The sequence below is a fragment of the Pantoea sp. Fr-CA_6 genome, from assembly GCF_024520895.1.
In the GTDB taxonomy this organism is placed as follows: Bacteria; Pseudomonadota; Gammaproteobacteria; order Enterobacterales; family Enterobacteriaceae; genus Pantoea; species Pantoea agglomerans.
In genome coordinates this window covers 217,931-244,552 of the sequence record NZ_JALNPO010000007.1, presented here as the reverse complement: position 1 = coordinate 244,552, position 26,622 = coordinate 217,931, and the positions used below count along the sequence as shown (strand labels likewise).

Annotated in this window: 24 protein-coding genes and 1 tRNA gene; 12 read left to right on the top strand and 13 right to left on the bottom strand. The window is 55.5% G+C overall.

Annotated features, from left to right (window positions below):
* From NR201_RS14910 to yejF, 3 genes are read left to right on the top strand one after another with little or no spacing between them, the layout of a single operon-like run.
* Entirely contained in the window at positions 1-1,095 is a 1,095-nt protein-coding gene (locus tag NR201_RS14910; protein ID WP_010248326.1) for a microcin C ABC transporter permease YejB, read from the top strand.
* Positions 1,092-2,114 (top strand): ABC transporter permease, encoded by a 1,023-nt coding sequence (locus NR201_RS14905; RefSeq protein WP_256849932.1) that lies wholly within the window; start codon positions 1,092-1,094, stop codon positions 2,112-2,114. The genes NR201_RS14910 and NR201_RS14905 overlap by 4 nt, the downstream gene beginning before the upstream one ends.
* Positions 2,115-3,719, top strand: a complete 1,605-nt coding sequence (yejF, locus tag NR201_RS14900) for a microcin C ABC transporter ATP-binding protein YejF (protein WP_256849931.1) — start codon at positions 2,115-2,117, stop codon at positions 3,717-3,719. It begins immediately after the preceding gene.
* On the opposite strand, the gene NR201_RS14895 is transcribed toward yejF, so the two are convergent.
* The 3 genes from NR201_RS14895 to rsuA all read right to left on the bottom strand — a co-directional run bounded on the left by NR201_RS14895 (position 3,706) and on the right by rsuA (position 6,286).
* Complete coding sequence (locus NR201_RS14895) at positions 3,706-4,026, bottom strand: hypothetical protein (RefSeq protein ID WP_010248336.1); 321 nt, start codon at positions 4,024-4,026, stop codon at positions 3,706-3,708. The genes yejF and NR201_RS14895 overlap by 14 nt on opposite strands.
* Before the next feature lie 294 nt (positions 4,027-4,320).
* The gene (locus NR201_RS14890; RefSeq protein WP_010248339.1) at positions 4,321-5,517 is read right to left on the bottom strand and encodes a Bcr/CflA family multidrug efflux MFS transporter; all 1,197 of its coding nucleotides are present in this window, start codon (positions 5,515-5,517) and stop codon (positions 4,321-4,323) included.
* A gap of 49 nt (positions 5,518-5,566) precedes the next feature.
* A complete protein-coding gene (gene rsuA / locus NR201_RS14885; protein ID WP_010248342.1) occupies positions 5,567-6,286 on the bottom strand; it encodes a 16S rRNA pseudouridine(516) synthase RsuA in 720 nt (239 codons plus the stop codon).
* A gap of 155 nt (positions 6,287-6,441) precedes the next feature.
* On the opposite strand from rsuA, the gene NR201_RS14880 reads away from it, so the two are divergent.
* Positions 6,442-8,196 (top strand): DEAD/DEAH box helicase, encoded by a 1,755-nt coding sequence (locus tag NR201_RS14880; protein ID WP_256849930.1) that lies wholly within the window; start codon positions 6,442-6,444, stop codon positions 8,194-8,196.
* Between the two features lie 176 nt (positions 8,197-8,372).
* Positions 8,373-8,657 carry a 50S ribosomal protein L25 gene (rplY, locus tag NR201_RS14875; protein WP_172608377.1) on the top strand — a complete coding sequence of 95 codons (285 nt, stop codon included), beginning with the start codon at positions 8,373-8,375 and terminating at the stop codon, positions 8,655-8,657.
* Positions 8,658-8,775: 118 nt separating this feature from the next.
* On the opposite strand, the gene yejK is transcribed toward rplY, so the two are convergent.
* Complete coding sequence (gene yejK, locus NR201_RS14870) at positions 8,776-9,780, bottom strand: nucleoid-associated protein YejK (RefSeq protein ID WP_010248346.1); 1,005 nt, start codon at positions 9,778-9,780, stop codon at positions 8,776-8,778.
* Between the two features lie 158 nt (positions 9,781-9,938).
* On the opposite strand from yejK, the gene NR201_RS14865 reads away from it, so the two are divergent.
* The 3 genes from NR201_RS14865 (at position 9,939) to NR201_RS14855 (ending at position 12,093) form a co-directional block, all read left to right on the top strand.
* Positions 9,939-10,166, top strand: a complete 228-nt coding sequence (locus tag NR201_RS14865; RefSeq protein WP_010248348.1) for a YejL family protein — start codon at positions 9,939-9,941, stop codon at positions 10,164-10,166.
* Between the two features lie 22 nt (positions 10,167-10,188).
* Entirely contained in the window at positions 10,189-11,943 is a 1,755-nt protein-coding gene (yejM, locus tag NR201_RS14860; RefSeq protein WP_187510630.1) for an LPS biosynthesis-modulating metalloenzyme YejM, read from the top strand.
* Positions 11,944-12,016: 73 nt separating this feature from the next.
* Positions 12,017-12,093 (top strand) — tRNA-Pro (locus NR201_RS14855).
* An 868-nt stretch (positions 12,094-12,961) separates the two neighbouring features.
* Here NR201_RS14855 and NR201_RS22745 read toward each other — a convergent pair.
* Positions 12,962-13,279 carry a hypothetical protein gene (locus tag NR201_RS22745; RefSeq protein WP_372340264.1) on the bottom strand — a complete coding sequence of 106 codons (318 nt, stop codon included), beginning with the start codon at positions 13,277-13,279 and terminating at the stop codon, positions 12,962-12,964.
* Between the two features lie 113 nt (positions 13,280-13,392).
* The gene (locus NR201_RS14845) at positions 13,393-14,160 is read right to left on the bottom strand and encodes a hypothetical protein (protein ID WP_187508505.1); all 768 of its coding nucleotides are present in this window, start codon (positions 14,158-14,160) and stop codon (positions 13,393-13,395) included.
* A 762-nt stretch (positions 14,161-14,922) separates the two neighbouring features.
* Between NR201_RS14845 and NR201_RS14835 the strand changes: the two genes are divergently transcribed.
* A complete protein-coding gene (locus NR201_RS14835) occupies positions 14,923-15,126 on the top strand; it encodes a hypothetical protein (protein ID WP_003854174.1) in 204 nt (67 codons plus the stop codon).
* Between the two features lie 71 nt (positions 15,127-15,197).
* On the top strand, positions 15,198-15,914 hold the full coding sequence (locus tag NR201_RS14830) for a 4'-phosphopantetheinyl transferase (protein WP_256849929.1): 717 nt from the start codon (positions 15,198-15,200) through the stop codon (positions 15,912-15,914).
* Between the two features lie 170 nt (positions 15,915-16,084).
* On the opposite strand, the gene NR201_RS14825 is transcribed toward NR201_RS14830, so the two are convergent.
* From NR201_RS14825 to apbE, 3 genes are all read right to left on the bottom strand, one after another.
* Positions 16,085-17,737 carry a multidrug ABC transporter permease/ATP-binding protein gene (locus NR201_RS14825; RefSeq protein WP_256849928.1) on the bottom strand — a complete coding sequence of 551 codons (1,653 nt, stop codon included), beginning with the start codon at positions 17,735-17,737 and terminating at the stop codon, positions 16,085-16,087.
* Positions 17,738-17,833: 96 nt separating this feature from the next.
* The gene (gene alkB, locus NR201_RS14820) at positions 17,834-18,475 is read right to left on the bottom strand and encodes a DNA oxidative demethylase AlkB (protein ID WP_033758470.1); all 642 of its coding nucleotides are present in this window, start codon (positions 18,473-18,475) and stop codon (positions 17,834-17,836) included.
* Positions 18,475-19,521, bottom strand: coding sequence for an FAD:protein FMN transferase ApbE (gene apbE, locus NR201_RS14815; protein ID WP_201499660.1), 1,047 nt, complete (start codon positions 19,519-19,521; stop codon positions 18,475-18,477). Before apbE ends, alkB begins: the two co-directional genes overlap by 1 nt.
* A gap of 171 nt (positions 19,522-19,692) precedes the next feature.
* On the opposite strand from apbE, the gene NR201_RS14810 reads away from it, so the two are divergent.
* Together NR201_RS14810 and NR201_RS14805 are read left to right on the top strand one after the other, a co-directional pair.
* Positions 19,693-19,803 (top strand): hypothetical protein, encoded by a 111-nt coding sequence (locus tag NR201_RS14810; protein ID WP_010248361.1) that lies wholly within the window; start codon positions 19,693-19,695, stop codon positions 19,801-19,803.
* 149 nt (positions 19,804-19,952) lie between these two features.
* A complete protein-coding gene (locus NR201_RS14805) occupies positions 19,953-20,147 on the top strand; it encodes a hypothetical protein (RefSeq protein WP_010248364.1) in 195 nt (64 codons plus the stop codon).
* A gap of 17 nt (positions 20,148-20,164) precedes the next feature.
* Here the strand turns inward: NR201_RS14805 and ompC are convergent, their stop codons facing one another.
* The 4 genes from ompC to NR201_RS14785 form a co-directional block, all read right to left on the bottom strand.
* Entirely contained in the window at positions 20,165-21,283 is a 1,119-nt protein-coding gene (gene ompC, locus NR201_RS14800) for a porin OmpC (RefSeq protein ID WP_031292696.1), read from the bottom strand.
* A 598-nt stretch (positions 21,284-21,881) separates the two neighbouring features.
* Positions 21,882-23,051, bottom strand: a complete 1,170-nt coding sequence (locus tag NR201_RS14795) for an HlyD family efflux transporter periplasmic adaptor subunit (protein WP_010248368.1) — start codon at positions 23,049-23,051, stop codon at positions 21,882-21,884.
* On the bottom strand, positions 23,048-25,201 hold the full coding sequence (locus NR201_RS14790) for a type I secretion system permease/ATPase (RefSeq protein ID WP_182504362.1): 2,154 nt from the start codon (positions 25,199-25,201) through the stop codon (positions 23,048-23,050). The genes NR201_RS14795 and NR201_RS14790 overlap by 4 nt, the downstream gene beginning before the upstream one ends.
* Positions 25,202-25,217: 16 nt before the next feature.
* Positions 25,218-26,573 (bottom strand): TolC family outer membrane protein, encoded by a 1,356-nt coding sequence (locus NR201_RS14785; RefSeq protein WP_010248373.1) that lies wholly within the window; start codon positions 26,571-26,573, stop codon positions 25,218-25,220.
* Between the last annotated feature and the right edge of the window lie 49 nt (positions 26,574-26,622).

The following is a 26,622-nucleotide window of genomic DNA, read 5'->3' as shown; positions in this document are numbered from 1 at the left end:
TTGGCCGCTTACTTTCTGCGCAGATTGCTGCTGATCATCCCAACGTTATGGGCGATCATCACGCTTAATTTTTTTATCGTGCAAATCGCGCCCGGCGGACCGGTCGATCAGGCGCTGGCTAACATTCAGTTTGGTCAGACAACCGGTCTGCCCGGCAGTGGCGCAGACAGCGCCGGTTCACGCGCCAGCGTCAGTCATCTCAATCCTGCCGATAATCAGTATCGTGGCGCACGCGGGCTGGATCCCGAAGTGATTGCTGAGATTAAACAGCGTTACGGTTTCGATAAACCTCTCTGGCAGCGTTACGGCGAGATGCTGTGGAATTATCTGCGTCTGGATTTTGGCGACAGCCTGTTTCGCAGTGCCTCGGTGATCGGGCTGATCAAAGAGAGCCTGCCGGTTTCGATCAGTCTGGGATTATGGAGCACACTGATCATCTACCTGGTGTCGATCCCGCTGGGGATCCGCAAAGCGGTGCGCAATGGCAGCGCTTTCGATGTCTGGAGCAGCGCTTTTATTATCATTGGCTACTCCATCCCGGCTTTTCTGTTTGGCATCATGTTAATCGTGCTGTTTGCCGGTGGTAGCTATCTGGACTGGTTTCCGCTGCGCGGGCTCACCTCTGCGCAGCACGACACACTGCCCTGGTATGGCAAAGTGCTGGACTACTTCTGGCATATCGCCCTGCCGGTGCTGGCGACAGTGATCGGCGGCTTCGCCACGCTGACCATGCTGACGAAAAACGCGTTTCTGGATGAGATCCGCAAGCTCTATGTGGTGACTGCGCGCGCCAAAGGGGTGCCGGAGCGCCGTATTCTCTATCACCATGTGTTTCGCAATGCGATGCTGCTGGTGATCGCCAGCTTCCCCGCCACCTTTATCAGCATGTTCTTTACCAGCTCGGTGCTGATCGAGGTTATGTTCTCGCTCAACGGACTTGGACTACTCGGCTATGATGCGACTCTGCAACGTGACTATCCGGTGATGTTTGGCACGCTCTATATTTTTACGCTGATAGGTTTGCTGATGAATATTCTCAGTGATCTCACCTATACGCTGGTCGATCCACGCATCGATTTCGGGAGCCGCTCATGACGCTCTCTCCGCTCAACCAACAGCGCTGGCAGCGCTTTCGCCATAACCGACGCGGCTACTGGTCGCTGTGGATCTTTCTGATCATCTTTCTGCTGTCGATGGGTGCCGAACTGATTGCCAATGACAAGCCACTGCTGGTGCATTACCAGCAGCGCTGGACAGTGCCGCTGCTGTTTGACTACAGCGAAACCGACTATGGCGGCGCACTGGCGACAGCGGCGGATTATCAGGATCCCTGGCTGCGGCAGCGCATTGAGCAGAATGGCTGGGCCATATGGGCACCGATTCGTTTCAGCGACAGCACTATCAACTTTGCCACCGACGTGCCCTTCCCCTCTCCGCCCTCTGCGCAGAACTGGCTTGGCACGGATGCTAACGGCGGCGACGTGATGGCACGCCTGCTCTATGGCACGCGCATTTCTCTGCTGTTCGGACTGATGCTGACGCTCTTCTCCAGCGTCATCGGGATTGTGGTCGGCGCGCTGCAGGGCTATTTCGGCGGCAGGATTGACCTGATTGGGCAGCGGCTGATTGAAGTCTGGTCCGGCATGCCTGCGCTGTTTCTGCTGATTCTCCTCTCCAGCGTGATCCAGCCGGGTTTCTGGTGGCTGCTGCTGGTCACCGTGGCTTTCGGCTGGATGAGCCTGGTCAGCGTGGTCCGGGCCGAGTTTCTGCGTACCCGAAACTTTGATTACATCCGTGCGGCGCAGGCGCTGGGGGTCAGCGACGGCCGGATTATGCTGCGCCACATGCTGCCAAATGCCATGGTCGCCACCCTGACCTTTCTGCCGTTTATTCTGTGCGGATCGATTACCACGCTGACCTCACTCGACTTTCTCGGCTTTGGCCTGCCGCTGGGTTCGCCCTCGCTGGGCGAGTTACTGCTGCAGGGCAAAAATAACCTGCAGGCACCCTGGTTAGGCCTGGCGGGCTTTTTCACCCTGGCGATCCTGCTTTCGCTGCTGATTTTTATTGGCGAAGCGGTACGCGACGCTTTTGATCCCGGCAAAGGAGCCTGAATGAACACGCCATTGCTTGCCATCAATCATCTCTCGGTCGCCTTTCGTCAGGGCGAGACGCTTCGCCAGGTGGTGAATGACGTTTCACTGCGCATCGACGCGGGCGAAACGCTGGCGCTGGTGGGCGAGTCGGGTTCCGGCAAGAGCGTCACGGCACTCTCGGTGATGCGACTGCTGCATGAGGCTGCGGTGGCTTATCCCAGCGGGGAGATTCTGTTTAACGGTGAAGATCTGCTGCGCGCGCGCGAGCAGCGCCTGCGCGGGATTCGCGGCAACCAGATCGCGATGATTTTTCAGGAGCCGATGGTATCGCTTAATCCGCTGCACACCGTGGAGAAGCAGCTGTATGAAGTGCTGTCGCTGCATCGCGGGTTGCGTCGTCCGGCGGCACGCGGTGAAATTCTCAGCGTGCTTGATCGGGTCGGAATACGACAGCCCGCCACCCGGCTCAATGATTTCCCCCACCAGCTCTCGGGTGGGGAACGTCAGCGGGTGATGATCGCCATGGCGCTGCTGACCGAGCCTCAGCTGCTGATTGCCGATGAGCCGACCACCGCGCTGGATGTGACGGTGCAGGCGCAGATCCTGACGCTGCTTCGTGAACTGCAGCGAGAGCTGAATATGGGCATGCTGTTTATCACCCATAACCTGAATATCGTGCGTCAGCTGGCGGATAACGTTAGCGTGATGCGCAATGGTCACATCGTCGAACAGAACCGCTGCCAGACCCTGCTGAATCAGCCGCAACACCCTTACAGCCAGCAGTTGCTGGCCGCCGAACCGGAAGGAAAAGCGCTGCCGCTGCCCGCAGACGCGCCGGTCATTCTTCGGGTCGATAATCTTCAGGTCAGCTTTCCGCTGCGGCGCGGGCTGTTCCGCCGGCAGAGTGGTGAGAAACAGGTGCTCTCCGGCCTGAGCTTTAGCCTGCGGCGCGGCGAAAGTCTGGGGCTGGTCGGCGAGTCCGGATCAGGTAAAAGCACTACAGGGCTGGCACTGCTGCGACTGATTGCCTCACGCGGCGAAGTCTGGTTTGACGACCAGCCGCTGCATCAGCTGTCACGTCGTCAGTTATTGCCGCTGCGTCAGCGCATTCAGGTGGTGTTTCAGGATCCTAACTCTTCACTGAATCCGCGTATGACAGTGCAGCAGATCATTGCGGAAGGGCTTGCGGTACATCAGCCCGAACTTAGCCATGCGCAACAGGAGCAGCGGGTCATCGCGGTGATGGCGGAGGTGGGGCTTGAAGCGGAAAGTCGCCATCGTTATCCGGCCGAATTTTCGGGCGGTCAGCGACAGCGTATTGCCATTGCGCGGGCACTGATTCTGGAACCGGAGTTGCTGGTGCTGGATGAACCGACCTCATCGCTGGATCGCACGGTGCAGAAGCAGATTCTGACGCTGTTACGCCGCTTACAGCAGCAGCGGCAGCTCAGCTATCTGTTTATCAGTCACGATCTGGATGTGGTGCGCGCCCTGTGCCATCAGCTTATTGTGCTGCGTCAGGGAGAAGTGGTGGAACAGGGAGAGTGTGAAAGGTTGTTTGCTTCACCCGCGGCCGGGTATACCCGCGAGCTGCTGCAGTCGGCGCAACTCAACCTGCGATAAAGGTTTCGGCAATCGCTACGCCCTGATTTTTCAGGCAGCAGTTGGTGGCGCTTTCGTCACGACGCTGAATGAACAGGCAGGGCTGTCCTTCGCACTCGGCCACTTTACAATCGACCTGAATATCCGCCAGAACCTCTTTTAGCTGCTGAAGGATCTCCCACGCCGGAATGCCATCATGGCTGATCAAGCGCAGCGCAACGAAATCCTGCTCGTCCAGCGTGGTGTCATCGGATTCGATAGCACTGTGGTGATCGCTGGCCCAGCGAAAATGCTGTGGCAGACGATGCACAATCGAAAGTTGCAGCATAGTTTACTCTCCCCGGATGAGTTTATGTCGCAACAGAAAGCAGCCCAGCAGGAAGCGGCCTGATAACCGCTGAGTCCGGACAGGGTTTAATGGCCCGTCCGTGTGGATTGCAGAAGCGCATTTTTTGCGACTCACATCGCACTTCAGCCTATATGTACCGCGTTCACACGCCGTTAACAATCATTTTAGCTGCATTGTGATTACTTTTTTAACTAAATATTTTCACAATATCGAAACAAAGTCAGGAGGCGTGCAAGTCGGCAGGTCATTGCAGAGGGAAACCACTGCGCCCGATTACCGGGACGCAGTGCGGGGACGTGAAGCGTAGAAAAAGAGCAGCAGAGAGATTGTCGCGCACAGTGCAATCGTGCCGACCATTGGCCAGGCGCTGTTGAAACTCACCAGCGACAGCAGTGCGCCAACAAATGCCCCGACGCCAAAACGCAGGGTGCCCGCCAGCGACGATGCCGTACCCGCCATATGTGGAAACTCATCCAGAATCACCGCCATCGCATTCGATGAGACCATCGATACGCAACCGATAAACATCGCGATCCCCATCACCAGCGGCAAAAAGCCGAGGCTGAAGGCGCTGACCAGCAGCAGCCAGATCCCCATACAGAACTGTATCAGCAGTCCCATCCGGAACATCGCCACCGGGCCAAAGCGGCGCACGGCGCGGCTGTTAATCAGCGTCAGTACAAACAGAAACACCACATTGAGGCCAAAGTAGTAGCCAAAGTTTTGCGGTGAAACGTGATTCAGTTCGATGTAAACAAAGGGACCGGCATTGAGAAAGGTAAACAGCCCGGCAAAGGAGAAACCGCTCGACAGCATGTAACTGAACGCGCGCTTGTGGCGAAACAGCGTTACGAAATTGCCCAGCGTAGTACGCAGATGAAACCGCTGTCGCTGCTCCGGCTTCAGGGTTTCACGGATTTGCGTGGTCACCAGCACGGTCGTCACTAACGCCGCTCCCGCCAGCGCCCAGAAGATGGCGTGCCAGCTCCAGAGCACCAGCAGCCAGCCGCCGATGATCGGCGCCAGCAGCGGCGCAATGGTGGTAATCAGCATCACAAAGGACATCATGCGGGAGAAGTCCTCTTTCGAGTAACTGTCACGCATTAACGCATTGATCACTACACTGGCTGCGGCAGCCGACAGCCCATGCAGAAAGCGCATCGTAATCAACTGATCGATGGTTTGCGACAGCGCACAGGCCGCGGCGGCGCAGGCAAAGATCAGGGTCCCGAGCGCAATCACCGGCTTACGCCCATAGCTGTCTGCCAGCGGCCCATAGATCAGCTGCCCAATCGCGAAGCCAAGAATGTAGAGGTTGAGCGACATCTGCACGCTACCGGCTGAAACGCCGAACTCACGTGCAATCTGCGGCATGGCGGGCAGATACATGTCGATCGACAACGGCATCAGCATGGCTAACAGACCGAGGATGACCACCAGTCCTGTTGGCGAATTCTTTTCCTTACGCACACCCTCTCCTGCCCTTATGGTCGTAATGCGGGCCGCCGGGCCCGTCCGGTTATTTTGTCTGCAGCTCTTTCGGCAGACCGATGCTGGCGATCTCTTCTTCTGTCAGCGCACGATATTCGCCCGGTTCCAGATCGGCGTCCAGTACGATGTCACCGATGCGCTCGCGATGCAGCTCAAGGACCCGATTGCCTACTGCCGCAAACATCCGTTTTACCTGATGATAACGGCCTTCGCTCAGTGTCAGCCGGACGTCTGTCGGGGTGATCACCTCCAACTGAGCCGGTTTAGTCAGGCTCTTCTCATTGTGCAGCTGCACGCCCGCCGTAAACTGCGCGGCGGTATCGTCACTGACCGGTGATTCCAGGGTCACACGGTAGGTTTTCTCGCAGTGATGACGTGGCGAGGTAATACGGTGTGACCACTGGCCATCATCTGTCAGCAGCACCAGTCCGGTGGTGTCGATATCAAGACGCCCCGCCGCGTGCAGTTTGAATGACATCGGTTCTTCAATGAAATAGATGATGGTGGGATGATCGGGATCGTCGGTTGAGCAGACGTAACCCTGCGGTTTGTTCAGCATAAAGTAGCGTGGACCAGTCTGCATCTGCAGTACGTTGCCGTCATAGACGACTTCGTGGTCGGGCAGCAGTTTAAACGCGGTATCGCGTACGATTTCCCCGTTAACGGTGACACGCTGGCCACGGATCTCGCGATGGGCGATGGCGCGGCTGATTTCCAGTTGCTGAGAGATGAATTTGTCGAGTCGCATGAATTCGTTTTGCCTGTTACTGCGGAGGGAATCTGAAACGGCCTGGTTAACCGTTGAAAATGTGCGGGAAGTATAACGTGATCCGCGCCAGCCTGACAGCGCGTTTACCGCACTTTCATGGCATAATTACCCCCAGTTTTGCAAAAGTGAGCATCATGTCTTTTACCTTACGCCCCTATCAACAGGATGCGGTGAATGCCACCGTGGCGCATTTCCGTCGTCATCAACAGCCTGCAGTCATTGTGCTGCCGACCGGTGCCGGAAAGAGCCTGGTCATTGCCGAGCTGGCACGGCTGGCGCGTGGCCGGGTGCTGGTGCTGGCGCACGTCAAAGAGCTGGTAGCGCAGAACCACAGTAAATATCAGGCTTACGGGCTGGAGGCGGATATCTTTGCCGCCGGACTTCAGCGTAAAGAGAGCCAGCGCAAAGTGGTGTTTGGCAGCGTGCAGTCAGTGGCGCGTAACCTCGACCAGTTCGACAGCACCTTTTCACTGGTGATTGTCGATGAGTGCCACCGTATCGGTGATGATAAAGAGAGTCAGTATCAGCAGATCTTCAATCATCTGCGTCAGCATAATCCACAACTGCGTTTACTGGGCCTGACCGCCACGCCTTTTCGGCTGGGTAAGGGCTGGATTTATCAGTTCCACTATCACGGCATGGTGCGTGGCGACGAAAAATCGCTGTTTCGCGACTGTATCTATGAACTGCCGCTGCGCTACATGATCAAACATCAGTTTCTGGTGCCGCCGGAGCGACTGGATATGCCGGTGGTGCAGTATGACTTCAGCCGCCTGACGGCACAAAGCAGCGGCTTGTTCAGCGAAGCCGATCTTAATCGTGAACTGAAACAGCAGCAGCGCGTGACGCCCCATATTATCCGTCAGATCGTGGAGTTCGCTGAAGATCGGCTGGGGGTGATGATTTTTGCCTCAACGGTTGAGCATGCGCATGAAATTTTGCGGCTGCTGCCCGCTAACAGCGCGCTGGTGTCAGCCGAAACGCCTGCCAGAGAGCGCGATGCTCTGATTCTGGCCTTTAAGGCGCAGCAGCTGAAATTCCTGGTTAACGTGGCGGTGCTGACCACCGGGTTTGATGCTCCGCACGTTGATCTGATTGCGATTCTGCGCCCGACCGAGTCGGTCAGCCTCTATCAGCAAATCGTCGGACGCGGCCTGCGGCTCTCGCCCGGTAAAACCGACTGTCTGATTCTTGATTATGCCGGTAATCCGCACGATCTCTTTACGCCCGAGGTCGGCGCGCCCAAAGGGGCCAGCGACAATCAGCCGGTACAGGTTTTTTGTCCCGCCTGCGGTTTCGCCAACACCTTCTGGGGCAAGGCGACCGAAGATGGCATGGTTATCGAGCATTTTGGCCGACGCTGTCAGGGCGTGCTGGAAGATGATGAGGGCGAGCGCGAACAGTGTGACTTCCGCTTCCGCTTTAAAAGCTGCCCCGACTGTGGCGCAGAGAATGATATTGCCGCCCGGCGCTGTCACCAGTGCGACAAAATTCTGGTCGATCCTGACGATATGCTCAAAGCGGCGCTGAAGCTTAAAGATGCGCTGGTGCTGCGCTGTGGCGGCATGACGCTGGAACAGGGCCGTGACGCCAAAGGTGAATGGCTCAAGGCGACCTATTATGACGAGGAAGGCACCAGCGTCAGCGAACGGTTTCGTCTGCAGACACCGGCCCAGCGCAAAGCGTTTGAACAGCTCTTTATGCGCCCGCATCAGCGCGCGCCCGGCGTGCCGCTGGGCTGGCAAAGCGCCACTGACGTGCTGGCGCTGCAGCCGCTGCTGCGTCATCCCGACTTTGTGGTGGCGCGGGCCAAAGGTCAGTTCTGGCAGATCCGCGAAAAAATGTTCGATTATCAGGGTCGCTATCGCCGTGCCAATGAGCTGCGCTAATGAGCGCTATCGGGTCCGGCTAACCGGATGCCGAACCCGGCTGGCGGGTATATCGTTTGCTACCACCCGGCATAACGGCTATACTGCCGCCCGCTTTTGCATGTGCATCAGCGGTATTGAATAACCAGCCTGTTACTGGGTCGCCTGTAGCAGGAATTAAATAAAGAGATATATTAATGCTCACTATCAATGCAGTAGAACGTAAAGAGCAGGGTAAGGGTGCGAGCCGCCGCCTGCGTACAGCAAACCGTTTCCCGGCCATCATCTACGGTGGTTCTGAAACGGCTGTTGCCATCGACCTGGATCACGACTCCGTAATGAACCTGCAATCTAAGCCAGGTTTCTACGACGAAGTGCTGACCCTGTCAGTTGACGGTAAAGAAACTAAAGTGAAAGTTCAGGCTGTTCAGCGTCACCCGTTCAAGCCAAAACTGTTCCACATCGACTTCGTTCGCGCTTAATCGCGAACTTCGTTGAAAGCAGAAGGGCCGGTTGCGAAACCGGCCCTTTTCTTTTGGCGCTGCCCGGTGAAATGATCGCCGCGTGCAGGGAATGAAAGCCGGGCTAAGCCCGGCTTTTTTATTTGCTGCTGGTACGGCGCTGCAGCTGATCGCGCAGATTGGGTGGTGTGCCCTTAATCGTCAGGGTGTCCGTTGCCGGATCCCAGAAAATGCGTTCGCCCAGCAACATCGCATCGAAGTTCAGGGTCAGGCCCCCGCCGCTTCCGGCAAACTTCGTCAGCTGGCGCAGAGTACTGCGATCCGCCGGGAAGCTCTCTTCCAGTTCATACCCCTGCTCCTGGGTAAAGGCCTGGAACGTTTTTTCACCCAGTGGTGGCAGTTCGCTCGACAACTCTTCCAGCGCAATCTCCTCGCCCGCCTGCAGCTGCTCGTTGCAGTAGCTGTAGACCTGCTGGCGATAGTTCTGCCGCTCCTGCTTATCCAGTTCCGATTCGTTGCAGTAGTCATCTACCGCCTGCAACAGACCGCGGTTCTGCGCCTTGGTGTCTAATCCCACTTCGGCACCCAGGAAGTCCATAAAGAAGTCAGCCACTTTACGTCCGACCCGGCCACGCAGGAAAGTCAGATAACGGGTCGATTCCGGATTAGTTTCCCACTCGGTTAAATCGATGCGTGCCACGATGTCGGCATGATTGATGTCAAGATAGTGGGTGCTGCTGATATCCATCTGCTCGTTGACGCGCATGCTGGACTGGCTGTTCAGCACCGCAATCAGCAGGTATTCCACCGCCAGATAGCGGTAGTGAATAAACAGCACCACGCCGCCTTCAGCGAAGGGGTATTTTGCAAGCTCATCGCGCAGACGACCGGTCGCGGCACGGCTAAAAGCGAGAAAATCATCGTTGCCCTTACGACAATTACGCAGCGCTTCTGCCAGTTCACTCTCTGCATTGAACAGGCCATAGGCTTTGCTTTTTGCGCTATAAACCCGGTGTAACTCCTCCACCATCGCGTTGACCGTGTTGGTGGCAGGCAGCAGCGAATCGCGCAGCGCCAGTTCAAGCTGGTTTTCATCGCGTTTAATTAACTGATGCAGGGCAATCTGGTCGATATCCAGACTCATGGTAGACTCTCCTTTTAGCACAGGCGCGTATTCAAACACCGCCAGCATCGGCTTTCAACTCCATGCGTATAGCGAACGCGCTGCTTTCGATAAAATTGCGGTAAAAAGTGCGCTGTTCCGGTAATATATCGCCTTTTGAAATGAGCTTAGACGACGATATGGCACAATCATCCCGTTACAGTGACGAACGCGTGGAACAACTCCTCGCGGAAATGGCCCAAATCCTGCACAAGGACAAGGCCCCCACCGATCTCTCCCTGATGGTTCTGGGAAATATGGTGACCAACTTAATTAACAGCGATGTCGCTCCGGCGCAACGTCGTTCACTGGCACGATCTTTCGCCGATGCCCTTCAGGCGTCTGTGCGTGACGATAACGCCCATTAATTGGCTGATTTGACTTCATAATATGGTAACCAACCGGCAGCGCTACCGCGAAAAAGTTTCCCAGATGATCAGTTGGGGTCACTGGTTTGCTCTGTTTAACATCTTATTCGCGCTGATTTTAGGCAGTCGCTACCTGTTGGTCGCCGACTGGCCTTCTTCGCTGGCGGGGCGCATCTACGCCTATACCAGCTGGGTTGGCCACTTCAGTTTTGTTGTTTTTGCCGCCTATCTGCTGATTATCTTCCCGCTGACCTTTGTGGTGATGTCGCAACGGCTGATGCGGGTGTTGTCCGCGGTGGTCGCTACCGCCGGGCTGACGCTGGTGATGGTCGACAGTGCGGTGTTCAGCCGCTTCCACCTGCACCTGAATCCGGTGGTGTGGGAGCTGGTCATTAACCCTGATCAGAGCGAGATGGCGCGCGACTGGCAGCTGATGTTTATCAGCGTGCCGCTGATTTTCCTGGTTGAGATGCTGTTTGCGACCTGGAGCTGGCAGAAGCTTCGCAGCCTGAATCGCCGTTCGTTTGGTAAGCCTGTCGCCGCCCTGTTTATCAGCGCCTTCTTTGCCAGCCACCTGATGTATATCTGGGCCGATGCGAATTTCTATCGCCCTATTACGATGCAGCGTGCCAACCTGCCGCTCTCCTACCCGATGACCGCCCGCCGCTTCCTTGAGCGTCATGGTCTGCTGGATGCGCAGGAGTATCAGCGTCGGCTGATTCAGCAGGGCGACCCGGAAGCAGTGGCGGTGGAATATCCGCTGAGCGAGATTACTTTCCGTGATGCCGGCACACGCAACAACCTGCTGGTGCTGACGGTCGATGGTCTGAACAACGCCACGCTGGCCAAAGCGCTGCCGGAGCTTAATCAGTTCGCCAGCGAGAACGTGCGTTTTACCCAGCACTACAGCGCGGGTGATACGCCGGAGAAAGGGTTGTTTGGCCTGTTCTATGGGATCTCATCCAGCTACATGAACGGTATTCTGGCATCCCGAACGCCGTCGGCGCTGTTGGGCGCGCTTAGCACCCAGGGTTACCAGTTTGGCCTCTTCTCCTCGGAAGGCTTTAATCCGCCGCTCTACCGACAGGCATTGCTGACTGATTATTCACTGCCTGCAACGACCAGCCAGACCAACGCCAGTACTGTGGCGCAATGGCAGAACTGGCTGGAGAAACAGAACGGTTCACAGGCGCCGTGGTTCTCATGGATTGCCCTGAACGGCCCGGACGTCGCCGGCGACAGTGCAAAAGCGCGTCAGCGCAGCTATCTGCGCCAGGCTCCTGCCGTTGATGAGCAGATTCACGCGGTGCTCAGCAGCCTGCAGGCGCGTGATTTACTGAAGAACACGGTGGTGGTGATTACGGCGCAGCGTGGACTGGCACTGGATGGCAATCCTGACAGCGCCGGAAACCGCCAGACGCTGCAGGTGCCGTTAGTGATTCACTGGCCTGATACGCCCGCGCAGACCGTTGATCGCCTTTCTGATCATCAGGATGTGATGTCGACGCTGATGCAGCGACTGCTGCATGTGCGGACCAATCCGGTGAACTACTCTCAGGGTGAAGATCTGTTTGCTGCGCGCCGTCGCCATGACTGGGTCGTCAGCAGCGAAGAGAATAAGCTGGTGATTACCACGCCGCAGGTGACGCTGGTACTCAACAATAACGGCAGCTATCGCGCTTATGATGCGCAGGGCAACGCCCTGAAAGATCACAAGCCAGAACTGGCGCTGCTGTTGCAGGTATTAACTGAAGAGAAGCGCTTTATCGCTAACTGATTAATAATCAGGCAAATAGTCGGCAGGTATCTTGCATTAATGGTGATAACCAGTAGACTAATCCTCCAGTGTTCGGCACGTAGCGCAGCCTGGTAGCGCACGGTCATGGGGTGTCCGGGGTCGGAGGTTCAAATCCTCTCGTGCCGACCAAATTCCCTGAAAAGCAGCCTTAAAGGCTGCTTTTTTCGTTTCTTTATTTTGCACATATACTTTGCTTGCTTCAGACAGGTCCTGACAGGGCTATTCATGCCCTGAGATCCCCACGAGGTGACATTAGACCCAAAGAACATCCATAGCTCAGAGACTGACTTCAGGTGCAAGTGCCTTCCATAGGATGGGATGGCGGCCTAAGCGCGATCAAACACGGCAAAAGGTTTTACTATTTCAGCCCTTTCATCCAGACCAATTCATTTTCATCTTGTCATTCTTTGATCAACGCCACTCAAGGTGATTTAACCTCTACCTCAGGACTGAACGCGGCCTTAAATCTAATGTGTCATTCTGAATCAATAACAAGCTGTAATAGCTGATGTTTTTTATATTCTTCCCTTGCCATTAATTCTCTGACCCTTTCTACAGCGTACATATCCCACACATACCCCATAAAAAAGGAAGCTTATCAGCCTAATGCCAGCCATTTAAGCGACAGGTGATAACGCATTCTGGTGCCGGGTTGCTTTGAAACCTCAGTGTGTATTGTCAAAAAGGGCACGAGAGTGGAGGCCTGAGCGCCTCTGCTGCTGAAAGGGCTATCCGCAGCGCTGAGGCGTGACGGTGGGCCAGAAGTCCACGCCGGGAAGCGTGGACAGTTCGGGGCCGGCCAGGGAGGGCCGATCCCCGAACGGTTCGTCGGCACGCCGTCAAAGCCGAAGGTACCGCGTGAGCGGCGCGAGGACGGCCCGGCAGCAGCAGAGGTGCTCAGGCCCGCACTGCGACTCGTTCGCCCAGAAAAAAAGCTGCCACGTTTGACCGTGACAGCCTTTACAAATCTAATTTTAACTGATCAGCATTAGGCTTATCAGCCCCCTCTTAAATGCTCTCTCTTCAGATAACCGACAAACTGCCCTTGCTTCATCAGCGCCACTTTACCGCTCTTATAGATGATCACATTAAACAACCCTTGCTGATAGGTTGTCGCTTTCTCTGTGACTTCATCCGGGGCCGCAGGTTTCCCGTCAACAGTGACAATCCCTGAGCTGTCTCTTTTAACAGTGACACCGTACCCTTTCCACTGCGATACCTTACCAGTCGATAAAGTGTGATTAGGTGAAGGAGATGCAGAGGCAAAGTTAAGAATATTCAGGGAAAGCGCTACCACAAGTATAAATTTCTTCATTTTTTATTCATCCACTCTCTGACAAGGTAAGGAGTAGCAATAGTCGCTATCGTTGTCGCTTGGTTAGCTAACGAGCTGATAGTAAAAAAATAAACTCTTTTTAATATTACCCCTTAGTGAAAATGAGAGTGCCCGCCAAAACCTTCTGACCGACTGTTATCAGCGCCATAGCCATGACCGCCAAAAGCGTGGCTATGCGCGTTTTCTTGCCCGTGTCCATCATGACCAGTTGTAGTTGAATGGCCTGATTTACCACTCGCACCACCTTTAACAGCTGTACGCTGGAAAGCGGCAACGTGTGGGACAGCAATTTGTTCAGCAGGATTCAAGGCTGCAATAGCGCCAGCGGTTGTAGTTTGAGAAACCCCGTGGATAGTTGCTGTTACTGGCGTGTTAGCTGGAAGGCTGGCGGCCGCTACATTGATGCTATGAGCATTATCCAGGCTTACTTTGTTGATTGAAGCCACACCCATAGTTTTCTGTTGTTGCTGGGTGATGCCTAAGCGGTATGAAGTGGCATTAACTACAGGCGCTGTTGCAGACTGATTATTTTTTGCATCTATGTAGGATTGTCCAAACTGTTTGTTAATCTGGTTAGTCTGTTGTGCTGTTACCTGATTACGGTAGTGAGTACCATTCACTGCATTCTCAGCGGCAATACGGTTAGCGATGGCCCTTTGGTTATTGCTGATTGTTGAAGCACTGAATGTAGAACCATCTGCATTGAACCGCCCTGAACCGTCACGGCTGGCCACATCATTAAAGGCCGCTACGGATTTAGCTTCAGCCGCGCGGAAGTTATCACGATTTTTAACAGCAGTATCAAACTCTCCCGCAAAAGCAGACACTGAAGAAACAGCGCTCACGAATAAAGCTATCATCCGAAATTTCATTATTTTTAGTCTCTGTAAAGAAAGTTAAAGTTCTTTTGTGATAAAAATTAACGGGCGAACTTTAAACTTAATCTGAGAGACAATTTTTGATTAAAATTAATAAAACACCAGAAACAAAAAAGCTTCTTTATAGTGACCAGGGCTCTCATTTGACAATGCATGTCACTACTATCGCTGGCCTGGAGCTTGATTTTTAGCCTTACCGGCTTTCCACTCATGGAGCCAGACCTTAAGCCATACAGCGCCCTTTCAGTACTCACTCTCTGTGATATTCAGAGGGTGCAATAAATATTTTTGGCCAGGATTCGACTTGCTCCACCAGGCATTCACACATCAAGACTGACCTGCTCCCTGTCATCAAACCTTAACGTTCCTCGCACCTTCCACAATCCGTTCTATACTTAACTGCGTGTGGGTAACAAGAGGAGAGTTCATGACATATATTGAAAAAGACGATCCAACAGAAGCACCCGAGTCAGGCGATAAGCAACCTTCCCCGCCAGACCAGAAGTAACCCACGGGGCCGCGTCTGACGCGGCCTTTCTATCTCAGCTTACCTCTCCGTTTAACATTCAGAATAGTCCCGTGTGGCAGTTAACATTCCTCTTACAATCAGCAGGTTAACAGTTGCATTATAATCTGATCTGCTTCACAAAATCGGCTACCGGCTGCGCTTATTCATCAAACTGAAACAAAAATGTCACAGAAAATGCCTACCCTGAAATCCCCAGAAATTGACGGATAATTTTTATGGCGATCAAAGCGAAAAGCCTGAAGGATGCAGAAGCGTTGCTGCATTCAGGCATTAGCAAAGTGGAACTGGCGTATGACATTGGCAGCGACGATTTCTTTCGTCTGGCAAGCCACTGGTGCGACCGAGGTGCACGCATCAGCAGGGGTCACCACCATTTCGTTGTTTCTCTGAAGAGTTTTGCCATTCCTCCCAACGACTGATTCCGGCGGGCTGCTTGCCCTGATCCATCGCGCCTGATTTAATGCCTTTTTGGTTTTGATGATGGTCCCGCATGCGCTATCCCGACCTGCCGCTGCCGCCTGTTGCAGGCGGCTTTATCCTTTCCCGGCACCTTAACCACAGCGATCCTTTGCTGGCGGTGAGTCACTTCGATCCGCAAAAGTATCAGGATGGGCTGGCTGTCGAATGGGATATTCCGCTGCCTGCCCGACTGCAGCAGGCTGTCAGTAAACGGCGTGCTGAATACCTCGCCAGCCGTCTGCTGGTCCGGTCAGTGATGGCAGAACTGGGTATTGCTGATTTCATTCTGACTAATGCAGCCGATCGATCCCCCTGCTGGCCCGCTGGCATTCAGGCGTCACTGTCGCACAGTGCAGGCATCGTTGTGGTAGCGGCAACCCGTCAGCCCTGCGCTGTTGGGGTGGATGTCGAGCAGTTCATGTCGGAGACGACGGCGCATGAAACGGCTGAGTTGCTGATGAACGAGCAGGAACAGCACCTGTTACGGACGCTGCCCGTCTCTTTTCGCGCTGCCGCTACCCTGCTCTTCTCACTCAAAGAGAGCGTTTACAAAGCCATCTGGCCGCAACTGCTTCAGCCGATGGACTTTCCGGATGCGGAACTGGTGTCGGTAGATTTCGCGCAGCAGCGGGCGACGTTGCGACTGACTCAGGACTTCAGCGGGTGTTTTGCGATGGGAACGTTACTGGAGGCGAGCTTTGTGTGGCGGGATACTCAGGTAATCACGCTAATCACACATCGGCTTTAAAAAAACCGGCTAAACAATACGCGTTTAAACTTTGCGGTTTAGCCGGGGGTAACACAGACGAAAGAAAAGGTTCAGAATGGCAGAAACCGGAGTTTCTGCTGATCGCTAACGTAGCCTGGTTCAGGCGAAGCATGCCACTACGCTTTTTTGCTAAGCTTTGCCAGCTGCCGTTAAAGCCCGGTGTCGGTGCGTTTTACCGAGTCGAGCGTGGCAAGATCGCGCTCATTACCGGTCAGCTCCGTCAACTTGCCTTCACGCATCTCCAGCAGCCGATCGGCATGAATGAAGTAGTGATCGTCATGGCTGATGGCAAACACCGTTTTACCCGCCTGCTGTAGCCACGGCAGCAGCTCGCGATAGAAGATACGCCGGAAGTGAGGGTCCTGATCCGCCGCCCACTCATCCAGTAGCAGCACATCGCGCTCTTCTGCCACCGCCAGCAGCAGTGCCAGTCGCTTACTCTGTCCTTTAGAAAGCTGCAGATTCAGCACTTTGTCGCCTTCAATCTTCAGCTTATCCTGCATCTTCAGTCTCTCCAGCCAGAGCTGAACCAGCGCCGGATTGGCCGCAATCCCCTCCCGCCCCATTAACCGGTCAAACAGGTGTAAGTCGGTAAAGACCGCCGAGAACTGACTGCGCCACACATCAAGCTCATCCGCCGTTATCGGCTTGCCATCCAGCAGCAGCGTGCCGGACTGAGGCTGATACAGCCCGGTCAGCAGCATCGCCAGCGTCGATTTCCCGCTGCCGTTGCCGCCAATCAGAAAGACCAGTTCGCCCCGGCGCAGCGTCAGGTTAACCGGCCCGACCTGGAAGCCGTTATCACCATAGTGAAAAGAGACATCGCGCAACTCCAGCGTTTGCCAGTCTGAGGACGTGGAGGCGGAGTGGAATCCTGACTGATAAGGAGCGAGGTCAAAGGCATTGAGTTTACGGAATGCGACCTGGGCACTGAGCAACGTCGGTAACGCGCCCACCGCGGAGAGCAGCGGCGTGCGTAAAAACAGCAGCGTCAGGGAAAAGGTGGCGGCGACGGCGGTATTGGCCCAGCCCAGGCTGTTGGCCATAAAAAAGACCATGCCGATAGCGCCTAACGTCATGATATTTGACCAGTTGACCGCACTGAGGTGATAAGTATCGGCGCGGACAATGTGGTGTCGCCAGGCGCGGGCATCTTCCTGATAAACCGTGTCGTAGACCTGCTGAGCGCGTGAGCGGTTAAGCTGTAGCTCTTTGCGCCCTTCAATCACCGTCTGATAATCACGATAGAGGTTATCTTCGATTTCCCGCAGCTTTGCCATGTGCTGGTAAACCCGCGAGACCAGCAGCCAGCCGCCAACCAGCGTGACACCCAGCCAGACACTGGTTACCAGCAGCATTTTAGGCGACAGCCACGCAAGATAGATCGCCGAGCCAAGCGTAATAATCACGCCCTGAAAGAGCTCCGGCAGGCGCACAAAGGCCAGAGTAATAGCCCGCACGTCGCTGGTCAGGCCCGCCAGCAGTTGCGCACTACCGAGTTGCTCGATGCGTTCAATGCGGGTATCGAGGATACGCTTGATAAATTCGCCGCGCAGTCGCCAGACAAACTGATGGCCAAGCATGGTCAGCGCCAGTTGCGAGGCCAGCGTCACCGCCATCAGCACCACCAGCTGCAACAGAAACTGCGGCAGTACCGCGAATGAGGTGTTGATGGCGACAATCATTTCGCGATTGATAAAGGCGATCATGCCGATACCCAGCACGGCGCTTAACAACGTGAGCGCAATCACCCCGATAAAAGGCCAGCGGAACTGGCGAAAAACAACGCTTAGCAACGTCATGCAGGCAATCCAGCAGTCAAAAAACAGCCTGCAGTGTAATGGGATGCAAAATGATAGCAATAGTTATTCGTACCACGCCGTAACCGGCGTGGTGGGTCAGAAAGCGCGTCGAAACGTCAGGTTATAACGCCAGGCACCCACCAGCGGATGAACGCCTGGCTTAAGTGGCAGGATGCCGTGGTAACGCAGGCGCGACGGCCCGCCCCACACCACAATGTCGCCATGCTCCAGCAGCACACGCTGGGTACTATCACCCCGTTCGAAACCGCCAAACTGAAAGACCGCCGGTAAACCCAGCGACACCGAAACGATAGGCTGACGCAGATCTTTCTCATCTTTATCCTGATGCAGCGTCAGCTTCGCGCCCGGCTCATAGCGATTAAGCAGGCAGGCATCCGGATTAAAGCCAGGGAACCCCGCCTCAGTCGCCGCCTGCTGCGCCAGAGTACGAAACAGCGGCGGCATAGCCGGCCATTTACGCCCGTTCAGGTTGTCCTGCTGCTGATACTGGTAGCCGCGTGAATCCACCGACCAGCCGAAATCGCCACAGTTGGTCATCGCCACCGACATGCGATGGCCACCGGGCGTAATGCGATGGGCAAACGGATTCTGCTCCGCAATTGCCATTATTTGCTGATAAAGCGCCTCTGCATCCTCACGTGCGCGACGCCGCAGGATCACCGCGCCCTCAGCCAGCGTCTCCTGCCAGGGTTGTTCTTCACTAAACAGATCTAACATCAGGGTTCTCCGGATTCAGCGGGGATCAGGAAAGCAGCGAACTGCGGCGACATCCAGCTGACAAATTTATCGCCCTGCTTGCTGATCAGATAGACCGCCAGATGCTGTTCAATCGCCAGCGCCTGGGCTTTTTCCGTGCCAAGTACCATCAGTCCGGTATCCCAGCCATCGGCTTCCAGCGCCGTGGTGGCGATCACCGTGGCGGAAACCAGTTTATGCTCAATTGGCCGTCCGGTAACGGGATCGATCACATGAGAAATGCGTTTGCCGTCCAGTTCATAATAGTTGCGATAGCTGCCGGAGGTACTGATGCCGTGTCCCTGCAGATTAACGCGCGCCTGAACCGCATTCTCACGATCGGTCGGTTTCTGAATCGCCACCCGCCACGGCTGCTGCTGCGCATTAAGGCCACGGCTCAGCACGGCGCCGCCCACAGACACCAGATAGTTATTGATGCCGAGCTGCTCCATCAGTCGCGCCAGATGATCGGTGGCGAAGCCCTCGCCCACCGTCGAGAGATCGACATAGAGACCTGGCAGATCTTTCTGCAGCCACTGTCCATCTGCGCCCTGCACCACCCGCAGATGCTGCAATCCGGTCTGCGCCCGGGCGGCGGCGATTTGTGACGCATCCGGCGTATGGCCGGGCTGCTTCGTCGGGCCAAAGCCCCATAAGTTGACCAGTGGCCCGACGGTAATATCCATCGCCCCGCCGGTTTTACGGCCAATCCGCAGTGAGGTCGTGACAATATCTGCCATGTTTTCACTCACCGGCTGCGGTGACAGGTCACGGCTTTGGTTAAAGCGCGATAAGGCGGAGTCTGGCTTCCAGGTAGAGAGTTCCGCATCGTCCGCATCCAGCTGCTGCTGAATCCGCTGTTGCAGTTCCGCTCTGCGCTCACTCGCCACACCGGCCAGGCTTACCCGCCAGACGGTTCCCATGGTTTTTCCTTCCAGCACCAGCGCGGATGTGGTCGCTGGCTTATCACAGGCCGTTAACATCAACGCTAACATCGCTATAAACAGCAGATTAATCTGAGAACGCATCTTTCCTCACTTGTAACACTTTATTCAGCTCTGCTACAAAGCATAAACTTCGGGTAAAGACGCTTAAAGAGAGTTGAATATTTCTCTGAAACCTATCAGTATTCACCGGTCATCTACCCTGTATCCGCCTTTTATCAGGCGACTAACGTTAATCAAAGTAAGGAGCGGCAGATGATCTATCTGATTCTCGTCATTGCCCTGGGGCTGTTTATCTTCAGTAGCTATAAAGTCTTGCATCAGCGTCGTCATCGTCACATGACACCCTCACGCCCGCGCCAATAACAGGCTTCACTGCACCTGATTGGGGCAAGATCGCCCTGACGCGCGCGGCAAGTGTACCAAAGTGCGCGCGAGGTCTGTGGCTGTGAGAGCGGTAAAGCTGGCATGAATTCTGCACTGTTGAAACAGTGTTTATCTCTGAGAGGTGCAGAATGAAAAATTCACAGAAGTGGCAGTCAGCATGGCATCACTGGCTGAGCTTTTCAGCCTTCACCCTGGCAGGCGTGGCATTTGAAGGCGCGCGATTCGGCAGCGTGGTGTCGTCAGTGACAACCGCGCCGGAAGCCACCAAGTGGCGAAAGGCTGAAGCGCTCAGCCCGAAAGGTGACGCAGGAGCGCAGCGGTAACTGCGCTCCCGTACAACTCAGAACTGGTAAACCAGACCCAGTGCCACCACGTCGTCGGTATTGATACCGGCTGCGTCGGTGAAAGCGTTGTCGTCCAGCAGGTTGATCTGGTAATCAACATAGGTGGACATGTTTTTGTTGAAGTAGTAGGTCGCGCCAACGTCGATATATTTTTTCAGATTCTGTTTACCCCAGTTCTGAACATCGGTGCCGCGTGAGGTGACGTACGCCAGGGATGGACGCAGGCCAAAGTCGAACTGATACTGCGCAACCAGTTCCCAGTTGTCCGCTTTATCCGCATAGCCATAAGCTGAAGAGTCATTGGTGCTGTCACCGAAGCGGGTCGCATTGTACGAGCGTGAGTACATAGCCGCCAGATAGACGTTGTTCGCGTCATATTTCAGACCGCCAGTATAGACTTCCGCTTTATCGCCACTCCCGAGGATGCCTGATGTTGCGCTGTTCTGGTCGTTGGTACGGTCAGACTGGAAAGCAGCCGCACCAATGCCGAAACCTGAACCCAGATCATAAGTTGTGCTCAGACCCCAGCCGTCGCCGTTCTGACCTAGTACGTCACGGCCATTCGGAGACTCGGTGCTGTTGCCATTCTTGCCCTGATACTGGACTGCAAAGTTCCAGCCATCCACCAGACCGAAGAAGTTATTGTTACGGTAGGTCGCCATGCCGTTACCGCGCTGATACATAAAGTTATCTGCGCCGTAGGTGTCGCCGCCGAACTCTGGCAGCACGTCGGTCCATGCGCCGATGTCGTAAGCTACGCCGTAGTTACGACCGTAGTCGAACGAACCTGCATCACCAAATTTCACACCGGCAAAGCCAACACGGGTGAAGCTGTCAGCCGTACCTTCAGACTCGGCGTTGTTCAGCGCCGCCTGGTATTCCCACTGGCCGTAACCGGTCAGCTCATTGCTGATTTCGGTTTCGCCTTTGAAGCCGAAGCGAACGTAAGACTGATCGCCATCAGAACCATCGTTATCAGAGAAGTAGTGCAGACCGTCAACTTTACCAAAGAGATCTAATTTGTTGCCGTCTTTGTTATAGATTTCAGCTGCGTTTGCTGATCCTGCTGCAACCAGCAACGCAGGGATCATCAGGGAGAGAACGCGACGTTTCATTTTATTACCCTCTGTTATGTGCCTTTATTATTTGCCACTGCTAACTGAATGATTAAAAATTCAGCCGGCAGGCCATTGTTGTTTTATAACGGGCAATAATCCACCAGGAAAATGCTACTAAATTTCCAAAAGTGTTTCATACGTCGAAACAGTTATTTCATAATGTAAATAACGGGGAACTAATAACCAGCACGGATCGATAAAAAATGGCGCACAAATCGATAAACCGATTCAGAGAGCTATGTTATCAATGGGTTACATCAGAGTATTCCGAAGCACTGAATGATAAAACTTATACGGAATCTGGTAATAGAATAGACCCCGCTATCATCATTTATTCCATTATTACCTTCATTCTCCCCGAATGAGATGTACAACTTATTATTTCCCGCCGGACAAGTTGTCCGGCATTTTTTTGCCTGCTGTTTGCCGTTCCGTTATATCTTCGTAAACTTTCTTAACCGGGTTAAATTAACTACGGCCTGTTTCCGCACATATTGTTAAAATACGCACACTTTGCGCCCTGACTGCCCAAATATCCGCCATGTTAATTTATCACCGTAATTAAGCAGGCGGATATTTTAGCTGGTGCGGATTTTCAGCGCTCGCGCATCGATTCTTTGACTTTATTCAGGGGCTTAATCAGATAATCCATAACCGATTTCTGACCGGTTTTAATCTCTACATTGGCCACCATACCGGGCACGATCGGGAATTTTCGTCCGGCACGGTTAGTCAGCTCGGCTTTCTGGGTACGAACATAAACACGATAGTAATATTGATCACGTTTTACCTCATCCTGCAGGGTATCTGGCGAGACCGTTTCAACTTCGCCGTGCAGATCGCCATAGATGGAGGAGTCATAGGCGGTCACTTTGACGGTAGCCGCCAGACCGGGCCGGATATAAGCGATATCGCGTGGATTGATGCGCGTCTCAATCAGCAGTTGATCCTCCAGCGGGACGATTTCCATCAGTTTACCGCCAGGCTCCAGTACCCCACCGACCGTGGTGACCTGAATATCTTTAACAATGCCGCGCACCGGTGAATAGAGCGTGGCACGCGTCAGCTGATCCTCTTTGCCTGCAGCAACCTGCAGTTGCGCATCCAGTTCGGCATTATTTTTTACCTGCTCTTCGTGGGCGCGCACCAGATAGTCATTGCGCGCCTCATCGATTTTGCCGCGCAGATCGCTGACCTGACGACGCAGTCGAATCACCTCGACCTGCCCTGCTGCGCCTTTGGCAACCAGCGGTTCCGTCAGGCGCAGTTCATCCTGCACCAGTCGCAGCGACTGCTGCAGATTACTGATGGTTTCGGTGAGATTACGGCGTCGCGACTCGTAGAGCTGCCGTTCGCGCGTCACCAGGTTCGGCTCCTTCAGCGTTTCGGCGCTGAATGTCAGCGGCGTGCCCGACAGCTCCGCCTCCAGCCGCTCGGACGAGGCGCGCAGGGTGCGCACTTTGGCCTGCGCCTCGCCGAAGTTCGACTGGAAGCGTGTCGGATCGAGGGTCGCCAGCACCTGCCCTTTTTCGACAATGTCGCCCTCATGCACGTTAAGCTGTTTGACGATGCCGCCATCCAGGCTGTCGATCACCTGCGCGCGGCTGGAAGGGGTGACTTTACCGGTGCCGACCGTGACCTCATCCAGAATGGCAAAGTGCGCCCAGATGAGAAAAATCGCCAGCGCGGCGGTGCAGAGCCAGATAATCGCCGATGTCCGGCGCTCATGACGAGCAAGATCTTTATCAACAATAACCAGACTCATGCGGTGTCTCCTTTACCTGGCGACGGTGCCGGCGCGGGTGTCGTCGCGCGGCGCAGGATCTCGTCGCGCGGGCCGTCGGCCACAATCCGGCCGTTATCCATCACCACAATACGATCGACCATCTTCAGCAGCGCCGGACGGTGCGTCACCAGCACCAGCGTCCGGCCGCTGATCCAGCCCTGTAGCTGACGGATCACATGCTCCTCCAGCTGTTCATCCATCGCCGCGGTGGGTTCATCCAGCAACACCACCTGCGGCTGACGCAGGATCAACCGGCTCAGCATCACCATCTGACGCTGGCCGCCCGAAAGTCCGCGCCCGCCTTCATTGATAATGCGGTCCAGGCTGGCGGCATCCTGCTGGACCAGCGACAGCGCGCCGCTGATGCGCAGCGCCTGCAGCATCTCCTGTTCGCTGGCATGGGGATTGCCCAGCATCAGATTCTGCCGCAGCGTGCCAAAAAAGAGGCGGGAGTCGTGCGACAGCCAGCCGAGCTGACGACGTAAATCGGAGGGATCGATACGCTCAATATCGACGCCATCGACAATCACTTTGCCCTGGGTAGCCAGCGCCTGACCGGCGAGGATCTTCAGCAGCGTCGATTTCCCTGCCCCGACTTTGCCCAGAATGGCAATCTTCTCGCCGGGCTTAATCTGCAGTTGCTGAACGTTGAGCACATTCTTTTCATTCTCTTCGTCATAGCTGTAGTGCACATTGCGCAGATCGTACTGGCCGGTGAGCGTCGGGCAGTGTGCCAGCGTGGTCGCTTCAGGCTGATCAAGCGGCTTTTTCAGCAACTCATCCAGCCCTTTCATCGCCATTTTGGCGTGCTGCCAGCGCGAGAAGACCATGGTCAGCTGCATCAGCGGGGCGATGGTGCGTGATGAGAGCAGGCTGCAGGCAACCAGCGTACCGGTAGTGATTTGCGAATCGAGCACCAGATAGACACCAAATACCAGCATGCCCGCATAGGTGAGCTGCTGCACAGTCGAGGCCCAGCCGGTGAGACGCGCGCCCCACAACCGCTGCTGGTTACTGATTGAGGCGCTGACTTCGTGCGTCTGCTCCCACTGACGCTGAAAATAGGGTTCCGCCTGCAGCGCCTTAATATCCTCAATCCCTTCAATGGTCTCTACCAGCACCGCATTGCGCAGCGCGCCCTCGCGCAGCCCCTCTTTGGCCAGCCGCGCCATCGGGATCTGCACCAGCAGACCGGGAATGACGATCAGCGGGATCGCTGCCAGCGGAATCAGCACCAGCCAGCCGCCAACAAACGACATGATAAACAGGAACAGGATAACAAACGGCAGATCGGCCGCTGCGCCTACCGTGGTCGAGGTGAGCAGCTCACGCACCTGGTCGATCTCACGCAGCTGCGAGATAAACGAACCGGTCGATTTCGGACGCGCCTCATTACGTATGCTCATCGCCCGGGCAAACAGCATGGCCGAGACTTTCAGGTCGATGCGTTTGCCCATTAAGTCTGACACCTGGGTCCGCATCAGCCGGATCAGATACTCAATGGCTGCAGCGATCAGCACGCCGACAAACAGTACCCACAGCGTGGACTGCGACTGGGCCGGAATGACCCGATCGTAGACCTGCATCGAAAAGAGAATACCGGCCAGTGCCAGCACATTACTGATCACCGAGGCCAGCGAAATTTCCGTGATACGGCGGCCCATACCGCGAAAATTTTTCCAGAACCAGTGTGGCTCATAAGGCTGAACGAATTCGTCGATGCGCGCATCACGGCCACGCGCCGCTACGCCAATCACGCCTACATCGCCCTGGGCGCGTGCCAGCAGTTCTGATAACGCGCTTTCACGCACCACATCGCCACCTTCACTGAGCCAGTAGCGCGCGCTGTTGTCTGAATCGATGCTCTCCAGCACCGCCACGCTGGCATTCTCCAGCACCAGCACTACCGGGGTGATCTCCTGACGCCAGCGCAGTTTGTTCTGCGGCACCATGGTCAGATGCAGTCCCAGCAGGCCGGAGAGTCGTTCCAGCTGCTGTGACACCGGCAGATGTTCAAACCAGCGCATCTGCTGACGCAGGGTTTTGCCATCGGCAGGTTTACCGAATCGCGCGGCTACGCGCAGCATGGCGGCAATCCAGTTATCGGTATTCAGGGTTGATGTACTCATTATTAATGCCTTATCGCTATTGCAGCGAAGGAAGGAGATCGCCGCTGCTTTGCTGGCGATCGATACCCATGATATCGAGCAGATTGTCTACCGCGGCGGCATAACGCACGGTGGCGTCCCAGCCATCATAAAGCGCGGTGATACGTGAGCTGTCAGCCTGAAACACATCCTGTTCCACGCTAAGCAGATCGTTCAGGCTGCGCTTACTCAGGCGATATTCATCGGCGTAGACATTACGGGTATGGTCGGCGCTGGCCAGCTGCACTTCCCCGGCAGCCTGCCGCTGCTGCGCGCCAATCATGTCGGCATAGGCGGTAGAAGCGTTTTGATTGATGGCGAGCTTGGCCTGCTGAATAGCGGCCTGCGCCGCTTCACGATCGCCCTCTGCTGACTGGGTTTTCGCATTCACCAGGCCGCCCTGATAAAGCGGCGCTTCCACCTGCAGCTGCACTTCATCATCCCAGTAAGATTGACGATCGTTTTCATAGCGGGTCCGGCCCGCCTGCACTTTAATCGTCGGCCAGTGACCGGACTCTGCCTGGCGCACCCGTTCACGAGCGGCTTCCTGCTTCGACTGCGCGCTGCGCACTGCCGCGCTGCTTTCATAGGCGATTTTGTCGAGGGTGATCTGCTGCTTAAGCAGCGCCTGTGGCAGTTCAGGCAGCGTGGCGGGGACCACGCCGGTCAGCACGGTCAGTTGCGCGGTGGCGGAACGATGCTGGGCACGATATTGCTCCAGCGTGGCCTGCATGGCGGCGATGCGGGTTTCTGCCTGCAGCACGTCGGACTGGGAATTGAGGCCGGCATCGGCGCGCAGCTTCGCGATATCCCGCACGCGCTTCAGTGAGGCAATATTGGTATGCGCCGTTTCTGCCAGCGCCTGGTAACGTTTGACTTCGAGGTAGGCCTGCAGCGTATCTTCCGCCACGGTGGTCATGGAGTCGAACAGGCTGTAACGATAAGCATCCGACAGCGCGTGCTGCTCATCGATGGCGCTGCCGGTGCGGCCAAAGTCGTAGAGCAGCTGGCTGAGCGTGATGCCACCGGAGCCGTTGTTGTTCAGGCTCCCGGCGGAGTCGGTCTGATGAGAGCGTCCCGCCGCGCCCTGCAGTGAGATCTGCGGATACCAGGCGCTGCGGGCGGCATCAAGATCCCCCTCACCGATGTGGATCTGTGCCGCCGCTTCCGAGATTTTCGGATTGCGGGCAAAGGCCCGAAGAATGGCGTCACGCAGGGTTAAGCTGGCAATCTGCTCTTCGGTGGGCGCGGCGCGCCAGTTAAATTCGGCTTTAGGTAACGGTGCGGCAAAGGCCGCGTGCACTGCAACGCCACTCAGGGCGCACAACAAAAAAGTTAATCGCGCTTTGTTCATTATCCATACCAACAGGGGTTCTTATCATCATGGTGTTTTTCCTGGTGAA